Origin of the sequence: Comamonas sp. (assembly GCF_036666375.1) — a bacterium.
GTDB lineage: Bacteria > Pseudomonadota > Gammaproteobacteria > Burkholderiales > Burkholderiaceae_C > Comamonas.
Genome location: NZ_JAVWWA010000009.1, coordinates 49,294 through 66,394, shown reverse-complemented (window position 1 = coordinate 66,394; position 17,101 = coordinate 49,294). Strand labels below are relative to the sequence as shown.

Sequence of the window (17,101 nt, the reverse complement as noted above, 5' to 3'; positions counted from 1 at the left end):
CTCGAAGCCGCGTCGCTGACCACGCAGATCAGCGGCCAGGTCATTCCCTCTAACGTTCCCGGCAGCCTGGCCATGGCCGTGCGCCAGCCCGCGGGCGTGGTCGTGGGCATCGCGCCCTGGAACGCGCCCATCATCCTGGCGGTGCGCGCCATTGCCACGCCGCTGGCCTGCGGCAACACCGTGGTGCTCAAGGGCTCGGAGCTGTGCCCCGCCACCCATGGCCTGATCATCGAGGCGCTGCAGGAAGGCGGCCTGCCGCCGGGCGTGGTGAACTTCGTGACCAACGCGCCCGCCGATGCCGGCGCCGTGGTCGAAGCCATGATTGCCCACCCGGCCGTGCGCCGCGTGAACTTCACGGGCTCGACGCGCGTGGGCCGCATCATCGGCCAGACCGCGGCCAAATACCTCAAGCCCGCGATCCTGGAGCTAGGCGGCAAGGCGCCGTTCCTGGTGCTGGACGACGCCGATGTCGACGCGGCCGTTGCCGGCGCGACCTTCGGCGCGTTCGCCAACTCGGGCCAGATCTGCATGTCGACCGAGCGCATCATCGTCGACGAGAAAGTCGCCGAGGAATTCATCGCCAAGCTGGTCGCGCGCGCCACTTCGCTGCCGCTGGGCGATCCGCGCCAGGGCCCGGTGGTGCTGGGCTCGGTCGTCGACCAGACCACGGTAGAGCGCGTCAACGCGCTGATCGACGATGCGCTTGCCAAGGGCGCCAAGCTGCTGTGCGGCGGCAAGGCCGACAACACCTTGATGCCCGCGACACTGCTCGACCATGTGACCTCGGCGATGGACATCTTCTACGAGGAGACTTTCGCTCCCGTGAAGGCCATCGTGCGCGTGAAGAATGTCGAGGAAGCGATTGCGATTGCCAACGACAACGAGTTCGGCCTGTCGGCTGCCGTCTACGGCCGCGACACCGCGCGTGCCTGGCAGGTCGCGGCGCGCATCGAATCGGGCATCTGCCACATCAACGGCCCCACGGTGCACGACGAAGCGCAAATGCCTTTCGGCGGCGTGAAAAGCTCGGGCTACGGCCATTTCGGCGGCCAGGCCGGCATCGATGCGTTCACCGATACGCGCTGGATCACGATGCAGACCACACCGCGCCATTACCCCTTCTGAGGTGCGCTGGCGGCGGGGGCGGCGGACTGCAAAGCCCGCCGTAGCCTGCCGGCCTTGACAGGCATGGGAAAATCAGCGCCATACAGGCCCCTGCCCTGCGATGCAATGCCAATCAGATAAACCGTTCGTGGTGAGCCTGTCGAACCATGGACGGCGTTTCGGAAACGGAAAAATGCCCATTCATCCTTCGACAAGCTCAGGACGAACGGACATTTTTCCTTCACTGTCTGGCATTGGCGCTCCGGGGGCCCTTTCCCATTCAAAAGGCTGCAAACCCATGGACATCAAAGAACAATGCGTGGTCGCTCTGACCTGGACCCTCAAGGACACCCTGGGTGAAGAACTCGACGTGCTCGAAGAACCGGTGGATTTCCTGGTCGGCGGCGATGACCTGCTGCCGGCCATAGAGCGCGCGCTGCAAGGCCACGGCATGGGCGCCAAGCTCGACCTGCACCTCGAACCGGAAGACGCGTTTGGCGACTACAACGAAAAGCTGATCTTCCTGGAGCCGCGCACGCTGTTCCCCGCCGAGATCGAGGAAGGCATGACCTTCGAAGGCCATGCGCTGCCCGCGGGCACCAACGCCGAAGCGCCCAAGGATGCGCTCTACACCGTGACCGATATCTATCCCGAGCATGTGGTGCTTGACGGCAACCACCCGCTGGCCGGCATCGCGCTGCGCCTGCACCTCAAGGTCGAAGGCGTGCGCGAAGCGACCGAAGAGGAAATCGGCCGCGGCAGCTCGGGCACGGGCTTCTTCCGCATCCAGCCGCCCCAGGCTCCGGGCAACGACACGCTGCATTGAACGCAAAAGGGACTCCGCGGAGTCCCTTTTTTGCGTGGAATCGACTCAGCGGTAGAGCTGGTCGTTCTCGATGCGCACGTTGTCGCCGATGTTGAACGGCGGCGGATTCGGATAGTCGAACGCACGCAGGCTGCGGTCGCGGGTCTCGACGGTCACGCGATAGATATCGCGCACGCTGCCGCCACCCGCATGGTTCTGCACGGCGCTGCCAGCGAGCGCACCGCCGACCACGCCGGCGGCCGTGGCCAGCGTCTTGCCCGAGCCGCCGCCGATCTGGTGGCCGACCAGGCCGCCGAGCACACCGCCGACAATGGCGCCGCCGGCACCGATGCCGCTCGAGTCCTGCACGCGCACGGTCTCGATGTTGATCACGCGGGCATATGTCTGGTAGCCCTGGTTGTACACGGGCTGGTTGTTCGGATAGGCCGTGGACGGATACGAGTGCGTGGGGTAGCTGGAAACGGGCTGGTTGGGATAGCCCGACTGGTTATAGCCGCCCTGGGGGTAACCGGCGCATGCGGTCAGCGCGGCGAGAACGACGCCTGCACCTGCCAAGCGGCTCCAACGTTGAATTTTTTGCATGGATATTTCTCCTGTTGCGACATGCCGATGCGATCCAGGGTCGAGGGACTCCCGTCTTCGGCATGGGCCTGTCCCATTTTGACCGGCCTGTCCACCTATAACGGTAGGCCAACATCCCCAGCCGACAGGTTTGACACTTCCTCACACATAGTGCTTTCGGATACGTCTCAGCGACCGCGCAGCGCCGCCACCACCTGCGCCAGCGAATCGGCCTGGGGAAAGAAGAAATCACCGGCCCAGCCCAGCGCGACCGTGACCAGCAGCGCACCCAGCACCGGCTTCCAGGTAAGGCGCAAGGCGACCAGCAACCAGCCCTCGCGCTCCACCACATATAGCGTGCGCGCCATCAGCAGCGCAAAGGCGACTTCAACGGCCACCGCCAGAAAAAGCTCGGAGCCAAACATCAGCCACAGCAGCGAGCCCGCGCCGGTCAAGGCCAACAGCAGCAGCCCAAACACCAGCAGCACGGGCAGCAGGACCACGCCCTCGGCATCGGCGGCGTCCAGGCCTGCCGACAGGTCCACACCGCCTGCGCCCTCGGCCAGATTCTCGGCAACGCTGCCCAGCGCTTCGCCGCCGCTGTCCCAGCCGCCCGAAGCCCCGCCGCCGGCAAAACTGCCGCCCTGCCCGCTCAACTCGGCGCTGGCTTCGCCCGGCGTTGCCCCACCAGGCCAGGGCACTTCGATCGGCAGGTCGGCGGGCCCATCCCAGGAGCGGCGCAGCATGGCTTCGGCCCACAGCCGCACCAGCAGCAGATAGACGCCATAACCCGCGGCCAGCACCAGTCCGTAGCGCAAGGCCATGCTGTGCATGCCGACATGCAGCAGGATGGCACTCAGTGCCGCCATCACCGCCAGCGTGAACAGCCCGGTGAGCCAGGCATGCAGTCGCAGCCAATGGCGGCTTTGCAGCTGGCGGCGCATTTGCTGCTCGGCGGGCAGCGCAATGCGCGTCCAGGAACTGCGCCGGCCCGGCCTTTGCTTCGTCGATGTGTTTTTCAAGTCCGCTCCCTTTCAAGCGCCCAGCTCGACCTGTTGCCGGCAAGGTATTTGCAGCAAGCTTAGCGCCACTACGCCGGCGCGCGCCATAGGCCCGGCCCCCCGCTGTCGCGCAAATAGTCTATGGTCGCGCTGGTGAACCTCGTCCTCCACCCATGAGAAAGCCACGCCCGCCATGACGACCTCCCGCGCCCACCGGCTGCTCAGTCGCCTGGTCCGCATCGCCCCCGAAGAAGTGCGGGCCACGCTGCTGGGCTTTGCCTGGTTTGCCTGCCTGCTTTCGGGCTACTACCTGCTGCGGCCGCTGCGCGATGCCCTGGGTCTGGCGGGCGGCGTGGAGGAGCTGCGCTGGCTGTTCAGCGCCACCTTCGTGACCATGCTGCTGCTGGTGCCGGCATTTGGCTGGCTGGTGAGCAGACTGCCGCCGCGCCGCTTCGTGCCCTGGGTCTACCGCTTCTTCGCGCTGACGCTGCTGGCCTTCAGCGCCTGGATGGCGCTGGACGTGCAAAGCGCCTGGCTGGGCCGCACCTTCTTTGTCTGGGTCAGCGTCTTCAATCTGTTCATCGTCAGCATCTTCTGGAGCGTGCTCGACGACTGCTTCAGCAATGAACAGGGCCGGCGCCTGTTTGGCTTCATTGCCGCAGGCGGCACGCTGGGCACGGTGCTCGGCCCGCTGCTGGCCGCCGCTGCCGCGAGCGTGTTCGGCACCATGGCGCTGGCGCTGCTCGCCGCGCTGCTGCTGGAACTCGCGCTGCGCTGCTTTCGCGGCATCTACCCCGTCCACGACGGCAGCGCCAGCGCGCCGGCACCGGCGCGCGCGCTGGGCGGCCAGGTGTGGGCCGGGCTGTCGCTGATTGCGCGTTCGCCCTATCTGCTGGGCATCTGCGCCTATCTGCTGGCGCACACCGCGGCGTCGACCTTTCTGTACTTCGAGCAAGGCCGCATCGTCAGCGCGGCGTTGGCCGATACCGCGGCGCGCACGCGCTATTTCGCGCTGGTCGACTTCTGCGTATCGGCGCTGACGCTGGCGCTGCAGATGCTGGTCACGGGGCTGCTGATGCGAAAATTCGGCCTGGCGCTGTGCCTGGCCCTGCTGCCGCTGGTGACGCTGGCGGCGTTCGGCGCGCTGGCCTGGGCGCCCACGCTGGCGGTGCTGGCGGGCGTGCAGATACTGCGCCGCGCGCTGGACTACGCGATAGCCCGGCCGGCGCGCGAAGTGCTGTTCACGGTGATCAGCCGCGAGGAGAAGTACAAGGCCAAGAACGCGATCGAGACCCTGGTCTACCGCGGCGGCGATGCGCTCAGCGGCTGGCTGTCGGCGGCGCTGTCGGCGCTGGGCATGGGGCTTGCCGGCATCGCCCTGCTGGCGATTCCGCTGTCGGCCGCCTGGTGCGCGCTGTGCGTGTGGCTGGCGCGGCGCCAGGAAACATTGCCCAGCCCGCACCCCACGCCGCCCAACTTCCGGAGGAAAAATGAACCCCCCCGTTGACCTATCCGCCATCAACCGCGCCCAGTTCCTGCGCGCCACGCTGGCCGCGTCCCTGGCCATGGGCCTGGGCCCGGGCCAGGCCGCGCCACCGGCGCGCGCGATGCGCCAGCGCAGCATTCCATCGAGCGGCGAAGCCCTGCCTGTGGTCGGCTGCGGCACCTGGCGCGGCTTCGGCCACGCGCCCGGCACGCCCGAATACGCGCGCCTGCCGGGCGTGCTCGAAGCGCTGTTCGACGCGGGCGGCACACTGCTCGACAGCTCGCCCATGTACGGCCGTTCGGAAAAGACCACGGGCGAGCTGCTGGCCAGGTCGCGCCGCGGCAGCCAGGCCTTTCTGGCGACCAAGGTCTGGACTTCGGGCCGCGAGGCCGGCATCCGGCAGATGGAGGAATCGATGGCGCTGCTGGGCAGCGAGAAACTCGACCTGATGCAGATCCACAATCTGGTCGACTGGCAGACGCATCTGCAGACCCTGCGCGGCTGGAAGGCCCAGGGCCGGGTGCGCTATCTGGGCATCACGCACTACACCTCATCGGCGTTTGCCGAAGTCGAGGCCGTGCTCAGGCGCGAGCCGCTGGACTTCCTGCAGATCAATTACGCCTTCGACGACCAGGGCGCGGCGCAGCGGCTGCTGCCGCTGGCCGCGGACAAGGGCGTGGCGGTGCTGGTGAACCAGCCGTTTGGCGGCGGCGGGCTGCTGCGCCAATTGGACCGTCGCCCGCTGCCGGCCTGGGCCGCAGAAATCGAATGCAGCAGCTGGGCCCAGGTGCTGCTCAAGTTCGTGCTCAGCCACCCCGCGGTCACCTGCGTCATTCCAGGCACCAGCCGGCCCGAGCACATGGCCGACAACGCGCGTGCCGGCCAGGGCGTGATTCCCGAGCCGGCGTTCTGGCGCCAGCGTTCACTCGACCTCTGATCAGGCCTTGCCCGTGGAGCCGTAGCCGCCTTCGCCGCGCTCCGACGCGGCTTCGAAATCCTCGACCAGGCGGAAGCTGGGCTGCACCACGGGAACGATCACCAGCTGTGCCAGGCGGTCCATGGGCTGCAGCGTGAACGCCGTGGGCGAACGGTTCCAGGCGCTGACCATCAGCTGGCCCTGGTAGTCGCTGTCGATCAGGCCGACCAGGTTGCCGAGCACGATGCCGTGCTTGTGGCCCAGGCCCGAGCGCGGCAGGATCATGGCCGCATAGCCCGGGTCCTTGAGGTAGATCGCCATGCCCGTGGGCACGAGCTGCCATTCGCCGGGCGCCAGCGTCAGCGGCGCGTCCATGCAGGCGCGCAGGTCCAGGCCGGCGCTGCCGGGCGTGGCATAGGCGGGCATGTTGTCGCGCAGGCGCGCGTCGAGAATCTTGAGGTCAACGTTCATGGAAAGGTCGGGGTTGTCGAAAAAGAAGCGGCCCCAGGGCTGCGGCTGCAGGCTGGGGCGTTGCGGCCGCCATCATCGCTGAATTTACCGCGCCGGGTCGCGGGCCCGGGGATTTTCGTCCGCCTCCCCTCGTTGCTCGAACGCGCGCGTGATGAAGTCGACAAAGGCGCGCACCCGGCCCGCGTTCTTGTGGCGCTGAGGATAGACGGCGTGGATAGCGGCGTCGGGCGTATGGCACTGGGGCAGCACCTGCACCAGCCGGCCGCTGGCGAGATGCCTTTCGATGTCCCATTCGGCGCGCATCAGGATGCCATGGCCGTCGAGCGCCCAGTTGACGGCGATCTCGCCATCGTTGGTCGTCAGGTTGCCGCGCGTCTTGACGACTTCGGTGAGCGTCGCGCGGCCGCGGCCGCTGGTCAGCCGCCAGGTGCCATAGGCTTCCTCGCCCTGGCGTATGCCTATGCAGTTGTGGCGCGCGAGCTCGCTCGCGACCTTGGGCAGGCCGTGTCGGGCGATATACGCGGGCGAGGCGCACAGCAGCCGGCGATTGGGTGCGATATGCCGCGCGATGACACGCGCGTCGGGTGGCGCGCCAAAGCGTATGCAGACGTCGAACGCATCCTCGGTCAGCGGCGGCGGGTTCACCGACAGCTGCAGCTGCACTTCGACATCGGGAAAATCCGCGACGAACCGGGAGATCAGGGGCGCGACATGGGTGCGGCCGAAACCCAGCGTCGCATTGACGCGCAACAGCCCCCGGGCCGAGGCCTTGGCGCCGCCTATCAGCTGCTCCATGTCGTCGATCTCGCCCAGAATGCGGCGCGCATGCTCCAGATAGACCTCGCCTTCCTGCGTCAGGCTCATGCGCCGCGTGGTGCGGCTGACCAGCGACACGCCCATGCGCGTCTCCATCAGCGCCAAATGCTTGCTGACCGCGGGCGTGGTGATGCCCAGTTCGCGCGCGGCCGCGCTGAGGCTGCCGGCGCCGGCCAGCACCGAGAAGAAACCAAGGTCCGCGGGTTGTATGCCGTTGCCCATGAAGAGGCCTCACTGTTAATTTCAAGTAAATACTGGATTCACTTTAGCGGCGCTCGCAACCGGTGTCGAGTGCCTAAAGTCAGGCCATCCATCTCTCCCACGGAAACCCACCATGAAGACATACCGCATTGCAACCATTCCCGGCGACGGCATAGGCAAGGAAGTCGTGCCCGCGGGCCAGGAAGTCCTGCAGGCGCTGGCGCGCGCCGGCAGCCGCTTCCAGTTCGAATTCGAGAACTTCGGCTGGGGCGGCGACTGGTACCGCGAACACGGCGAGATGATGCCCGCCGACGGCCTGGAGGCGCTCAAGAACAAGGACGCGATCCTGTTCGGCTCGGCCGGCGACCCGCATATTCCCGACCACATCACGCTCTGGGGCCTGCGCCTGAAGATCTGCCAGGGCTTCGACCAGTACGCCAACGTTCGCCCCACGCGCATCCTGCCGGGCATCGACGGCCCGCTCAAGCGCTGCGGCCCCGACGACCTCAACTGGGTGATCGTGCGCGAGAACTCCGAGGGCGAGTATTCGGGCGTGGGCGGGCGGGTGCACCAGGGTCATCCGATCGAAGCCGCAACCGATGTCTCGATGATGACGCGCGCCGGCGTGGAACGCATCATCCGCTACGCGTTCAAGCTGGCCCAGTCGCGTCCGCGCAAGCTGCTGACCGTGGTCACCAAGAGCAACGCCCAGCGCCACGCGATGGTGATGTGGGACGAGATTGCCGTGCAGATCTCCAAGGAGTTCCCCGACGTCACGTGGGACAAGGAACTGGTCGACGCCGCGACCGCGCGCATGGTCAACCGCCCGGCGACGCTGGACACCATCGTCGCCACCAACCTGCATGCCGACATCCTCAGCGACCTGGCCGCGGCCCTGGCCGGCAGCCTGGGCATAGCGCCCACGGGCAACATCGATCCCGAGCGCCGCTACCCGTCCATGTTCGAGCCCATCCACGGATCGGCGTTCGACATCATGGGCCAGGGCCTGGCCAACCCGGTCGGCACGTTCTGGTCGGTGGTCATGCTGCTCGAACACCTGGGCGAGCACGAGGCCGCGGCCCAGGTCATGCAGGCCGTGGAAAGCGTGACCGCCAACCCGGCGCTGCACACGCGCGATCTGGGCGGCACGGCGACCACGGCCCAGGTCACCCAGGCGGTCTGCGAACAGCTGGCCGCCACGGCGCTGCAGGCCGCCTGATCGTCCCCGAGCGGCAGCGCGCCGCTCGCTCGCCGGGCAGGTGCTGGCCCGGCAGGCCTCTCGAGCGTCGCCTGGCCCGAAGGCCCGGCATGCCCCCCGCGGCATCATTGTTGAGGACCCATCGATGTCATCTTCCCCCGAGAGCGCCCTGCTGCGCGCCATGTTCGACGCGGCCATCGCGGCCGCCCAGCCCGCGGTCTGCCTGCCGCCACATCTGCCGCAGCCGCCCAAAGGCCGGCTGGTGGTGATAGGCGCAGGCAAGGCTTCGGCCGCGATGGCCAGCGCACTGGAAAAGCACTGGCCCGGCCCGCTGACCGGGCTGGTGGTCACGCGCCACGGCTACGGCGTGCCCTGCGAGCGCGTGGAAATCGTCGAAGCCGCGCATCCGGTGCCCGACGCCGCGGGCGAAGACGCGGCGCGGCGCATGCTGGCCCTGGTTGCCGGACTCTGCGCCGACGACCTGGTGATCGCCCTGATTTCCGGCGGCGGCTCGGCGCTGCTGCCGCTGGCCCTGCCCGGCCTGACGCTGGCCGACAAGCAGGCCTTGAACCGCGCGCTGCTGGCCAGCGGCGCGAGCATAGGCGAAATGAATTGCGTGCGCCGCCATCTTTCCGCGATCAAGGGCGGGCGGCTGGCTGCGGCCTGCCATCCCGCGCGGGTGCTCAACCTGCTGCTGTCCGATGTCCCGGGCGACGACCCCATAGACATCGCCTCAGGCCCCACCGTGCCCGACCCCACGACCTGCGCCGACGCGCTGCAGATCCTGCGCCGCTACCGGATCGACGTTGCGCCGCGCGCGCTGGCGCTGCTGCAAAGCCAGGAAGGCGAAAGCCTCAAGCCCGGCGACCCGCGCCTGCCGGAGATCACGACGCGCTTCATCGCCACGCCGCAGCAGGCGCTCGAGGCCGCGGCGCAGGTCGCGCGCCAGGCCGGCTGGGACGCGCACATCCTGGGCGACGCGATCGAAGGCGAAGCGCGCGAAGTCGCCCGGGCCCTGGCCGGCGTCGCGCTGCAGATCGCGCGCCGCGGCCAGCCCCTGCGCGCACCCTGCGTGCTGCTGTCGGGCGGCGAGACCACGGTCACGCTGCGCGGCCAAGGCCGCGGCGGACGCAATGTCGAATTCCTGCTGTCGCTGGGACTGGCGCTCGATGCCGAACCCGGCGTCTTCGCGCTCGCGGGCGATACCGACGGCGTCGACGGCCAGGAAGAGATTGCCGGCGCGCTGCTCACGCCCGACACGCTGGCGCGCGCCTGGGAGTGCGGACTGCGGCCACGCGAGCAGCTCGACGACAACGACGGACACGGCTTTTTCGAGCGCCTGGGGGACACGGTGGTGACCGGCCCCACGCACACCAATGTCAACGATTTTCGCGCCCTGCTGATCCAGGCCCATGCCGGCCCGGACCGCAGCGCGCACGGGAAGCCATAGCATGCGCAGAAACAAGAACGCCAAGATCGTGGCGACCCTGGGCCCGGCCAGCGACGACCGCGAGACCATACTGGCGCTGTTCGAGGCCGGAGCCGATGTCTTTCGCCTCAACTTCAGCCACGGCAAGCATGAGGACCACCAGCGCCGGCTCGAGATCATCCGCGAGATCGAACGCAGCAGCGGCCGCCCCATAGGAGTGCTGCTCGACCTGCAAGGCCCGAAGCTGCGCATAGGCACGTTTCCCGACGGCCCCGTCACCCTGGTCGAAGGCCAGGCGTTCCGGTTGGATCTGGACAGCGCCACGCCGGGCAGCGCCATGCGCGTCGCGCTGCCGCATGCGGAAATCTTCGCGGCGCTCGAAGCGGGCACCGAACTGCTGCTCGACGACGGCCGGCTGCGGCTGCGCGTGGAGCAGTTCGGCGCCGATTTCGCCCAGACGCGGGTGATCAACGGCGGCCCGCTGTCGGACCGCAAGGGCGTCAACGTTCCCGGCGTGGTGCTGCCGCTGTCGGCCCTCACCGAAAAGGACCGCATCGACCTGGCCTGCGGATTGCGCCTGGGTGTCGACTGGGTCGCGCTGTCGTTCGTGCAGCGGCCCGAGGACATCATCGAAGTGCGCGCCCTGGTCGAGGGGCGCGCCGCCATCGTCGCCAAGCTCGAGAAGCCCGCGGCGATCGCGTCGCTGGAAGCCATCGTCGCCGAGGCCGACGCGATCATGGTGGCGCGCGGCGACCTGGGCGTGGAAATGCCCGCACAGCAGGTGCCGTCCATCCAGAAACGCATCGTCCGGGCCTGCCGCAAGGCCGGCAAGCCGGTGATCGTCGCCACGCAGATGCTCGAATCCATGGTCAGCGCGCCCGTGCCCACGCGCGCCGAAGCTTCCGACGTGGCCACGGCCATCTACGAGGGCGCGGATGCGGTGATGCTGTCCGCGGAATCGGCCAGCGGCCGCTACCCCGTGCAGGCAGTGCGCATGATGAGCAGCATCATCAGCCATACCGAGTCGGACCCCAACTACCAGGCGGCGATCGAGGCCGCGCGCGCCGAGCCCCAGCCGCTCGCCGCCGACGCCATCGGTTTCGCGCTGCGCCATGTGACGCGCCTGCTCAATGCGGCCGCGACCGTGGCCTATACCAGCTCGGGCTATTCCGCGATCCGCATGGCGCGCGAGCGGCCGCAGGCGCCGATCATAGGCATGACCCCGCGCCTGGCGACGGCGCGCCGCCTGGCGCTGGTGTGGGGCGTGCACGCGGTGCTGTGCCACGACGTCGCCGACGTTCCCGAGATGACCGACCTGGCCAGCCGCACGGCGCTGCAGCAAGGCTTCGGTGCGGTCGGCCAGACGCTGGTGATTTCCGCCGGCCTGCCGTTCGCCACCTCGGGCACGACCAATCTGCTGCGCATCGCGCAGATCGCCTGAGTTAACGCGTCTGCCCTCAGCGAGCCATCGGGACAAACCGCCATGATTGTTTTCTTGAGGTTAAAGACGCATTAACTTCGCGCCCGGCCGCTCGCCGCCTTGCCAGCCCAGAATGAAATCAACAACAAGGAGACAAACCGTGAAGACCTCTTTCTTTCGTCCACGCGCCACCTTCGTGGCCATTGCCCTCGGCCTGACTTCGGCGCTGGCCGCCGCCCAGGGCTTTCCCGCCAAGCCCATCACGCTGGTCGTGCCCTTCCCGCCCGGCGGCAGCTCCGACGTGCTGGCACGCGCGCTCACCGACAAGCTGTCGCAGAGCCTGGGCCAGCCGGTGATCGTCGAAAGCCGGCCCGGCGCGGGCGCGACGCTGGGCGCGGCGTATGTTGCCGCGGCCAAGCCCGACGGCTACACGCTGCTGCTGGGCGCGGTGCACCACGCGATTGCCACCAGCGTCTACAAGAAGCTGCCCTACGACTTCGAGAAAAGCTTTGCGCCCGTCACCACGCTGGCCATGGTGCCCAATGTGCTGGTGATCAACGCGAAATCGCCGGTCACGGATGTCAGGGGCCTGGTGGCCGAAGCCCGGGCGGCAAAGGACAAGCTGGCCTATGGCTCGAACGGCAACGGCACGCTGCAGCATCTGGTCGGCACGCAGTTTGCCGCGCTGTCGGGCATAGAGCTGCTGCATGTGCCCTACAAGGGCAGCGCGCCGCTGACCACCGATCTGCTGGGCGGCCAGGTGACGATGTCGTTCGATACGCTCACGCCCGTGATGCCTTTCATCAAGGCAGGCAAGCTGCGCCCGCTGGCCGTCACAACGGCCAGGCGCTCGAGCAGCCTGCCCGACGTCCCGACGCTGGAGGAAGCCGGTCTCAAGGGCTTCGACCAGGGCACCTGGTTCGGCATCCTGGCACCCGCCGGCACGCCCAGGGACGTGGTCGCCAAGCTGAACGGCGAGATGGTCAAGGTCATCCACTCGCCGGACTTCAAGAAGCGCATGGCGGATGTGGGCGCCGAGCCCATTGGCAACTCGGCCGAGCAGATGGCCGAGCAGATCAAGTCGGACACCGCCAAGTACGCCCGGCTGTCCAGGGAAGCCAACGTCGTGATCGACTGACCCATGCCAGGGCGCGCGCGTTCAGCCCTTCTTGCTGCCCAGCAGCTTGCGAAAGATATTGACTATCCAGCTGCCGATCAGGATCAGGCCGATCAGCCAGATCATTCCGCCCTGCCAGAAGAACAGCGCCACCACCACCGGCAGCCAGATCAGCAGCGGCAACAGCTTCAGCCCGACTTTCAGCGCAGGCTTGTTGGCGGCCTGCTGCGCCTGGGAGCGCAGGCGCTCGAGGCTGTCGGCCGCGGCAGTCTTGGAGGCCTGCGCCGGGTGGCGGCGCGCGCCGGCCGGATTGCCGGTCGCGGGCGCTTTCGGCGCGCGTGCGTCATGCACCGGCGCGCTCGGGCGGGCATGCGCCAGGCGCTGGCTTTCGGCGTTCGACAGCAGCTGCTCGACATAGCGCACGAAGTCGCCGTCGGCCGGGCCGCTGTAATCGGAGCTGGTCAGGCTTACCGGCGTCTGCGGGCCCAGCGGCGTCTTGCCGCGGCCCTTGAAAGGCGGCAGGTTGTTGGTCCAGGGGTTCATGTGAGCACCTGTGAAGCGCCGGGGCGCAGCGTGGACTGCGCGCCGCCCAGGCGCTGGGCAATCTCGGCAACCAGCTGCTGGGCCAGCACGCGCTTGGACGCATGGGGAAGTTCACGGTGACCGTGGGCATCGATCAGCAGCAGGGCGTTGTCGTCCTGGCCGAACGTCGCCGGGCCGATGTTGCCGACCAGCAGCGGCACCTGCTTGCGCAGCCGCTTGGCGGTGGCGTGGGCCAGCAGGTCGTGGCTTTCGGCGGCAAAGCCCACGCAGTACAGCTGGCCGGCGCGCGCGCGCGGCGACTGGGCCACGCGCGCCAGGATGTCGGTGTTCTCGACAAAGGCCAGCGCCGGCACTTCGCCCGAGCCGTCCTTCTTGATCTTCTGCTGCGAAGCCTGGGCCGGGCGCCAGTCGGCCACGGCCGCCGTGGCAATGAAGACGGTGGCGGCGTCGACCGCCTGCTCCACGGCCATGCCCATCTGCTCGGCCGACTCCACGTTGATGCGGCGCACGCCGCGCGGCGTGGGCAGATGCACGGGGCCGGCGACCAGCGTGACTTCGGCGCCGGCTTCGCGCGCCGCACGCGCAATGGCAAAGCCCATCTTGCCGCTGGAGCGGTTGGTGATGCCCCGCACCGGGTCTATGGCTTCAAAGGTCGGGCCGGCCGTGACCAGCAGATGCTGGCCCGCAAGTCTGCGCGGCGTGAAGAAGGCGCTGAGCTCTTCCATCAGTTCGGCCGGCTCGAGCATGCGGCCGTCGCCGGTCTCGCCGCAGGCCTGCTCGCCCGTGCCCACGCCCAGCACCGTGGCGCCATCGCGCGCCACCTGGGCGAAATTGCGCTGGGTCGCGGGATGGACCCACATTTCGCGGTTCATTGCGGGCGCCAGCAGCAGCGGCACGCGCTCGATGGGCCGCGCCAGGCACAGCAGGCTCAGCAGTTCGTCGGACCGGCCCTGGGCCAGGCGCGCGGCGAAATCGGCGCTGCACGGCGCGATCAGGATGGCATCGGCTTCGCGGCTCAGGTTGATGTGCGGCATGTTGTTCGCTTCACGCGCATCCCACTGCGAGCCGTAGACCGTGCGGCCCGACAGCGCCTGCATGGTCACGGGCGTGATGAACTGCTCGGCTGCCTCGGTCATCACGACCTGCACGGTCGCGCCGGCCTTGATCAGCAGCCGACACAGCTCCGCCGACTTGTAACAAGCTACGCCTCCACTGAGGCCCAGAACCAGATGTTTGCCAGCGAACTCTTTCATGCACCTAATTTAGCAGACAAGGCCGCGCTTGACAGGGTATATCGGTGCCGGATCGGGCGGGTGAAATGGGCACGCATCTATAATCCTTCTTTACCAACACCTATAAGGCAAGCTTCGCGCAACTGTCGCGCCGTGTGCATTCACGTCCACTTGCCGCTCGATCTGCGCAGAGCTTCTATAAAGACATGACCAAATTTGTCTTCGTCACCGGCGGTGTGGTGTCTTCCCTGGGCAAGGGAATCGCCTCCGCCTCCCTTGCTGCGATCCTCGAATCGCGCGGCCTCAAAGTCACTCTGATCAAGCTCGATCCCTACATCAACGTGGATCCGGGCACCATGTCGCCGTTCCAGCACGGTGAAGTGTTCGTGACGGACGACGGCGCCGAAACCGATCTGGACCTGGGTCATTACGAGCGTTTCATCGAAACGCGCATGAAGCAGTCCAACAACTTCACCACCGGCCGCATCTACCAGAGCGTGCTCGAGAAGGAACGCCGCGGCGACTATCTCGGCAAGACCGTGCAGGTCATCCCGCACGTGACCAATGAAATCCAGGACTACATCAAGCGCGGCGCCGGCATAGGCACGCCCGACGCCGTCGACGTGGCGATCTGCGAAATCGGCGGCACGGTGGGCGACATCGAGTCCCTGCCCTTCCTCGAAGCCGTGCGCCAGCTGAGCCTCAAGCTGGGCCCGAACAATTCGGCCTTCGTGCACCTGACCTACCTGCCCTGGATCGCCACGGCCGGCGAGCTCAAGACCAAGCCCACCCAGCACACGGTGCAAAAGCTGCGCGAGATCGGCATCCAGCCCGACGCGCTGCTGTGCCGCGCGCTGCACCCCGTGCCCGCCGAGGAACGCGAAAAGATTTCGCTGTTCACCAACGTGCCCGAATGGGGCGTGATCTCGATGTGGGACGTGGACACCATCTACAAGGTGCCGCGCATGCTGCACGAGCAGGGCCTTGACGGCCTGGTCTGCGACAAGCTGCGCCTGAACACTCCGCCGACCAGCCTCAAGCGCTGGGACGAGCTGGTGCATGAGACCGAGCATCCCCAGGGCGAAGTCAAGATCGCCATGGTCGGCAAGTATGTCGACCTGTCGGACAGCTACAAGTCGGTCAACGAAGCCCTGCGCCACGCGGGCATGCGCAACCATGTGCGCGTCAAGATCGACCACCTCGACTCCGAGACCATCGAAGCCGCGGATGCGAGCGAGAAGCTCGCCAAGTACGACGCCATTCTGGTGCCCGGCGGCTTCGGCTCGCGCGGTGTCGAAGGCAAGATCTGCACGGCGCGCTTCGCGCGTGAGAACAAGGTGCCCTACCTGGGCATCTGCCTGGGCATGCAGGTTGCCACCATCGAGTACGCGCGCCATGTCGCCGGCCTCGACAAGGCCAACTCGACCGAGTTCGACCCCACGACCCCCCACCCCGTGATCGCGCTGATCAACGAGTGGAAGGACGAGGACGGCACGATCAAGAAGCGCGACGAGAACTCCGACCTGGGCGGCACCATGCGCCTGGGCGCGCAGAGCTCCGACGTGCAGCCCGATACGCTGGCCCACAGCATCTATGGCCCGGTCGTGACCGAGCGCCATCGCCACCGCTACGAAGCCAACGTGAACTACCTGGACAAGCTGCGCGACGCCGGCCTGGTGATCTCGGCGCTGACCCAGCGCGAGAACCTGACCGAAATCGTCGAGCTGCCCAGCACCGTCCACCCCTGGTACATCGGCGTGCAGTTCCACCCCGAGTTCAAGTCCACGCCCTGGAACGGCCACCCGCTGTTCAACGCCTTCATCAAGGCCGCGCTCGTGCACCAGAAGCAGCGCGTTGGCGCAGCCAAGGCCTGATAGCCTCCTCAAAGGAAACTCCCATGAAACTCTGCGGCTTTGACATCGGTCTGGACCAGCGCTTTTTCCTCATTGCCGGACCTTGCGTGGTCGAGTCCGAGCAGCTGCAGATGGACGTGGCCGGCCAGCTCAAGGAAATCACCTCGAGCCTGGGCATCAACTTCATTTTCAAGAGCAGCTTCGACAAAGCCAACCGTTCCTCGGGCGCGAGCTTTCGCGGCCCGGGCATGGAAAAAGGCCTGGAGATCCTCGCCAAGGTGCGCAAGGAACTCAACGTTCCCATCCTGACCGATGTGCACACGGTCGAGGAAGTGCCCTATGTGGCCAGCATCGTCGACATGCTGCAGACGCCGGCCTTCCTGTGCCGCCAGACGGATTTCATCCGCGCGGTCGCCCAGTCGGGCAAGCCGGTGAACATCAAGAAGGGCCAGTTCCTGGCCCCGCACGACATGAAGCATGTCATCGCCAAGGCGCGCGCCGCGGCGCTCGAGGTCGGCCTGCCCGAGGATTCGTTCACCGCCTGCGAGCGCGGCGCGAGTTTCGGCTACAACAACCTGGTCAGCGACATGCGTTCGCTGGCCATCATGCGCGAGACCAACGCCCCGGTGGTGTTTGACGCCACGCACAGCGTGCAGCTGCCCGGCGGCAACGGCGAGACCAGCGGCGGCATGCGCGAGATGGTGCCGGTGCTGTCGCGCGCGGCCGTGGCGGTGGGCGTTTCCGGCCTGTTCATGGAAACCCACCCCGATCCCTGCAACGCGCTGTCCGACGGCCCGAACGCCGTGCCGCTCAAGCACATGCGCGCGCTGCTCGAAACGCTGGTGGCGCTCGACGACGTGACCAAGCGCAACGGTTTCCTCGAAAACCAGTTTGGCGCCTGAGACCCCTGCCTGATTCCAGCGGCCG

16 protein-coding genes are annotated in these 17,101 nt (G+C 67.5%); 10 read left to right on the top strand and 6 right to left on the bottom strand.

From position 1 onward, the window contains the following. On the top strand, positions 1 to 1,125 hold a 1,125-nt coding region (locus RR928_RS03775), incomplete at its 5' end, for an aldehyde dehydrogenase family protein (protein WP_332534970.1). Positions 1,126 to 1,402: 277 nt separating this feature from the next. Continuing rightward, positions 1,403 to 1,930 carry an FKBP-type peptidyl-prolyl cis-trans isomerase gene (locus RR928_RS03770; RefSeq protein ID WP_332535041.1) on the top strand — a complete coding sequence of 176 codons (528 nt, stop codon included), beginning with the start codon at positions 1,403 to 1,405 and terminating at the stop codon, positions 1,928 to 1,930. Between the two features lie 45 nt (positions 1,931 to 1,975). Here RR928_RS03770 and RR928_RS03765 read toward each other — a convergent pair whose 3' ends face one another. Together RR928_RS03765 and RR928_RS03760 are read right to left on the bottom strand one after the other, a co-directional pair. Then, positions 1,976 to 2,512, bottom strand: coding sequence for a glycine zipper 2TM domain-containing protein (locus RR928_RS03765; protein ID WP_332534972.1), 537 nt, complete (start codon positions 2,510 to 2,512; stop codon positions 1,976 to 1,978). 167 nt (positions 2,513 to 2,679) lie between these two features. Next, positions 2,680 to 3,513: a hypothetical protein gene (locus RR928_RS03760; RefSeq protein WP_332534973.1), complete on the bottom strand. Its 834-nt coding sequence runs from the start codon at positions 3,511 to 3,513 to the stop codon at positions 2,680 to 2,682. A gap of 172 nt (positions 3,514 to 3,685) precedes the next feature. Here RR928_RS03760 and RR928_RS03755 point away from each other — a divergent pair, with 172 nt between their 5' ends. Together RR928_RS03755 and RR928_RS03750 are read left to right on the top strand one after the other, a co-directional pair. Then, positions 3,686 to 4,999, top strand: a complete 1,314-nt coding sequence (locus RR928_RS03755) for an NTP/NDP exchange transporter (protein ID WP_332681536.1) — start codon at positions 3,686 to 3,688, stop codon at positions 4,997 to 4,999. 10 nt (positions 5,000 to 5,009) lie between these two features. Continuing rightward, positions 5,010 to 5,915, top strand: coding sequence for an aldo/keto reductase (locus RR928_RS03750; RefSeq protein ID WP_332681542.1), 906 nt, complete (start codon positions 5,010 to 5,012; stop codon positions 5,913 to 5,915). Here RR928_RS03750 and dut read toward each other — a convergent pair whose 3' ends face one another. Both dut and RR928_RS03740 read right to left on the bottom strand, forming a co-directional pair. Further along, complete coding sequence (gene dut / locus RR928_RS03745; RefSeq protein ID WP_332534975.1) at positions 5,916 to 6,365, bottom strand: dUTP diphosphatase; 450 nt, start codon at positions 6,363 to 6,365, stop codon at positions 5,916 to 5,918. It lies immediately after the preceding gene. A gap of 84 nt (positions 6,366 to 6,449) precedes the next feature. Then, complete coding sequence (locus RR928_RS03740) at positions 6,450 to 7,403, bottom strand: LysR substrate-binding domain-containing protein (RefSeq protein WP_332534976.1); 954 nt, start codon at positions 7,401 to 7,403, stop codon at positions 6,450 to 6,452. Between the two features lie 112 nt (positions 7,404 to 7,515). Here RR928_RS03740 and RR928_RS03735 point away from each other — a divergent pair, with 112 nt between their 5' ends. The 4 genes from RR928_RS03735 (at position 7,516) to RR928_RS03720 (ending at position 12,567) form a co-directional block, all read left to right on the top strand. Further along, a complete protein-coding gene (locus tag RR928_RS03735; RefSeq protein ID WP_332534978.1) occupies positions 7,516 to 8,601 on the top strand; it encodes a tartrate dehydrogenase in 1,086 nt (361 codons plus the stop codon). Between the two features lie 124 nt (positions 8,602 to 8,725). Further along, a complete protein-coding gene (locus tag RR928_RS03730; RefSeq protein ID WP_332534980.1) occupies positions 8,726 to 10,030 on the top strand; it encodes a glycerate kinase type-2 family protein in 1,305 nt (434 codons plus the stop codon). 1 nt (position 10,031) lies between these two features. After that, complete coding sequence (pyk, locus tag RR928_RS03725) at positions 10,032 to 11,450, top strand: pyruvate kinase (RefSeq protein ID WP_332534982.1); 1,419 nt, start codon at positions 10,032 to 10,034, stop codon at positions 11,448 to 11,450. A gap of 139 nt (positions 11,451 to 11,589) precedes the next feature. Then, entirely contained in the window at positions 11,590 to 12,567 is a 978-nt protein-coding gene (locus tag RR928_RS03720; protein WP_332548075.1) for a Bug family tripartite tricarboxylate transporter substrate binding protein, read from the top strand. A 21-nt stretch (positions 12,568 to 12,588) separates the two neighbouring features. Here the strand turns inward: RR928_RS03720 and RR928_RS03715 are convergent, their stop codons facing one another. Continuing rightward, positions 12,589 to 13,089 carry a hypothetical protein gene (locus tag RR928_RS03715; RefSeq protein WP_332534985.1) on the bottom strand — a complete coding sequence of 167 codons (501 nt, stop codon included), beginning with the start codon at positions 13,087 to 13,089 and terminating at the stop codon, positions 12,589 to 12,591. Continuing rightward, entirely contained in the window at positions 13,086 to 14,342 is a 1,257-nt protein-coding gene (gene coaBC, locus RR928_RS03710) for a bifunctional phosphopantothenoylcysteine decarboxylase/phosphopantothenate--cysteine ligase CoaBC (RefSeq protein ID WP_332534987.1), read from the bottom strand. Before coaBC ends, RR928_RS03715 begins: the two co-directional genes overlap by 4 nt. Before the next feature lie 185 nt (positions 14,343 to 14,527). Between coaBC and RR928_RS03705 the strand changes: the two genes are divergently transcribed. Both RR928_RS03705 and kdsA read left to right on the top strand, forming a co-directional pair. After that, positions 14,528 to 16,195 carry a CTP synthase gene (locus tag RR928_RS03705; RefSeq protein ID WP_332534989.1) on the top strand — a complete coding sequence of 556 codons (1,668 nt, stop codon included), beginning with the start codon at positions 14,528 to 14,530 and terminating at the stop codon, positions 16,193 to 16,195. A 23-nt stretch (positions 16,196 to 16,218) separates the two neighbouring features. Continuing rightward, positions 16,219 to 17,076 (top strand): 3-deoxy-8-phosphooctulonate synthase, encoded by an 858-nt coding sequence (gene kdsA, locus RR928_RS03700; protein ID WP_213304307.1) that lies wholly within the window; start codon positions 16,219 to 16,221, stop codon positions 17,074 to 17,076. Positions 17,077 to 17,101: the final 25 nt, after the last annotated feature.

What these genes read in the sequence shown, in the direction of transcription:
- RR928_RS03770 (WP_332535041.1), top strand. Translation starts at nt 1,403, where the DNA reads ATGGACATCAAAGAACAATGCGTGGTCGCTCTGACCTGGACCCTCAAG.
- RR928_RS03765 (WP_332534972.1), bottom strand. Translation starts at nt 2,512, where the DNA reads ATGCAAAAAATTCAACGTTGGAGCCGCTTGGCAGGTGCAGGCGTCGTT.
- RR928_RS03755 (WP_332681536.1), top strand. Translation starts at nt 3,686, where the DNA reads ATGACGACCTCCCGCGCCCACCGGCTGCTCAGTCGCCTGGTCCGCATC.
- dut (WP_332534975.1), bottom strand. Translation starts at nt 6,365, where the DNA reads ATGAACGTTGACCTCAAGATTCTCGACGCGCGCCTGCGCGACAACATG.
- RR928_RS03740 (WP_332534976.1), bottom strand. Translation starts at nt 7,403, where the DNA reads ATGGGCAACGGCATACAACCCGCGGACCTTGGTTTCTTCTCGGTGCTG.
- RR928_RS03735 (WP_332534978.1), top strand. Translation starts at nt 7,516, where the DNA reads ATGAAGACATACCGCATTGCAACCATTCCCGGCGACGGCATAGGCAAG.
- RR928_RS03730 (WP_332534980.1), top strand. Translation starts at nt 8,726, where the DNA reads ATGTCATCTTCCCCCGAGAGCGCCCTGCTGCGCGCCATGTTCGACGCG.
- pyk (WP_332534982.1), top strand. Translation starts at nt 10,032, where the DNA reads ATGCGCAGAAACAAGAACGCCAAGATCGTGGCGACCCTGGGCCCGGCC.
- RR928_RS03715 (WP_332534985.1), bottom strand. Translation starts at nt 13,089, where the DNA reads ATGAACCCCTGGACCAACAACCTGCCGCCTTTCAAGGGCCGCGGCAAG.
- coaBC (WP_332534987.1), bottom strand. Translation starts at nt 14,342, where the DNA reads ATGAAAGAGTTCGCTGGCAAACATCTGGTTCTGGGCCTCAGTGGAGGC.
- RR928_RS03705 (WP_332534989.1), top strand. Translation starts at nt 14,528, where the DNA reads ATGACCAAATTTGTCTTCGTCACCGGCGGTGTGGTGTCTTCCCTGGGC.
- kdsA (WP_213304307.1), top strand. Translation starts at nt 16,219, where the DNA reads ATGAAACTCTGCGGCTTTGACATCGGTCTGGACCAGCGCTTTTTCCTC.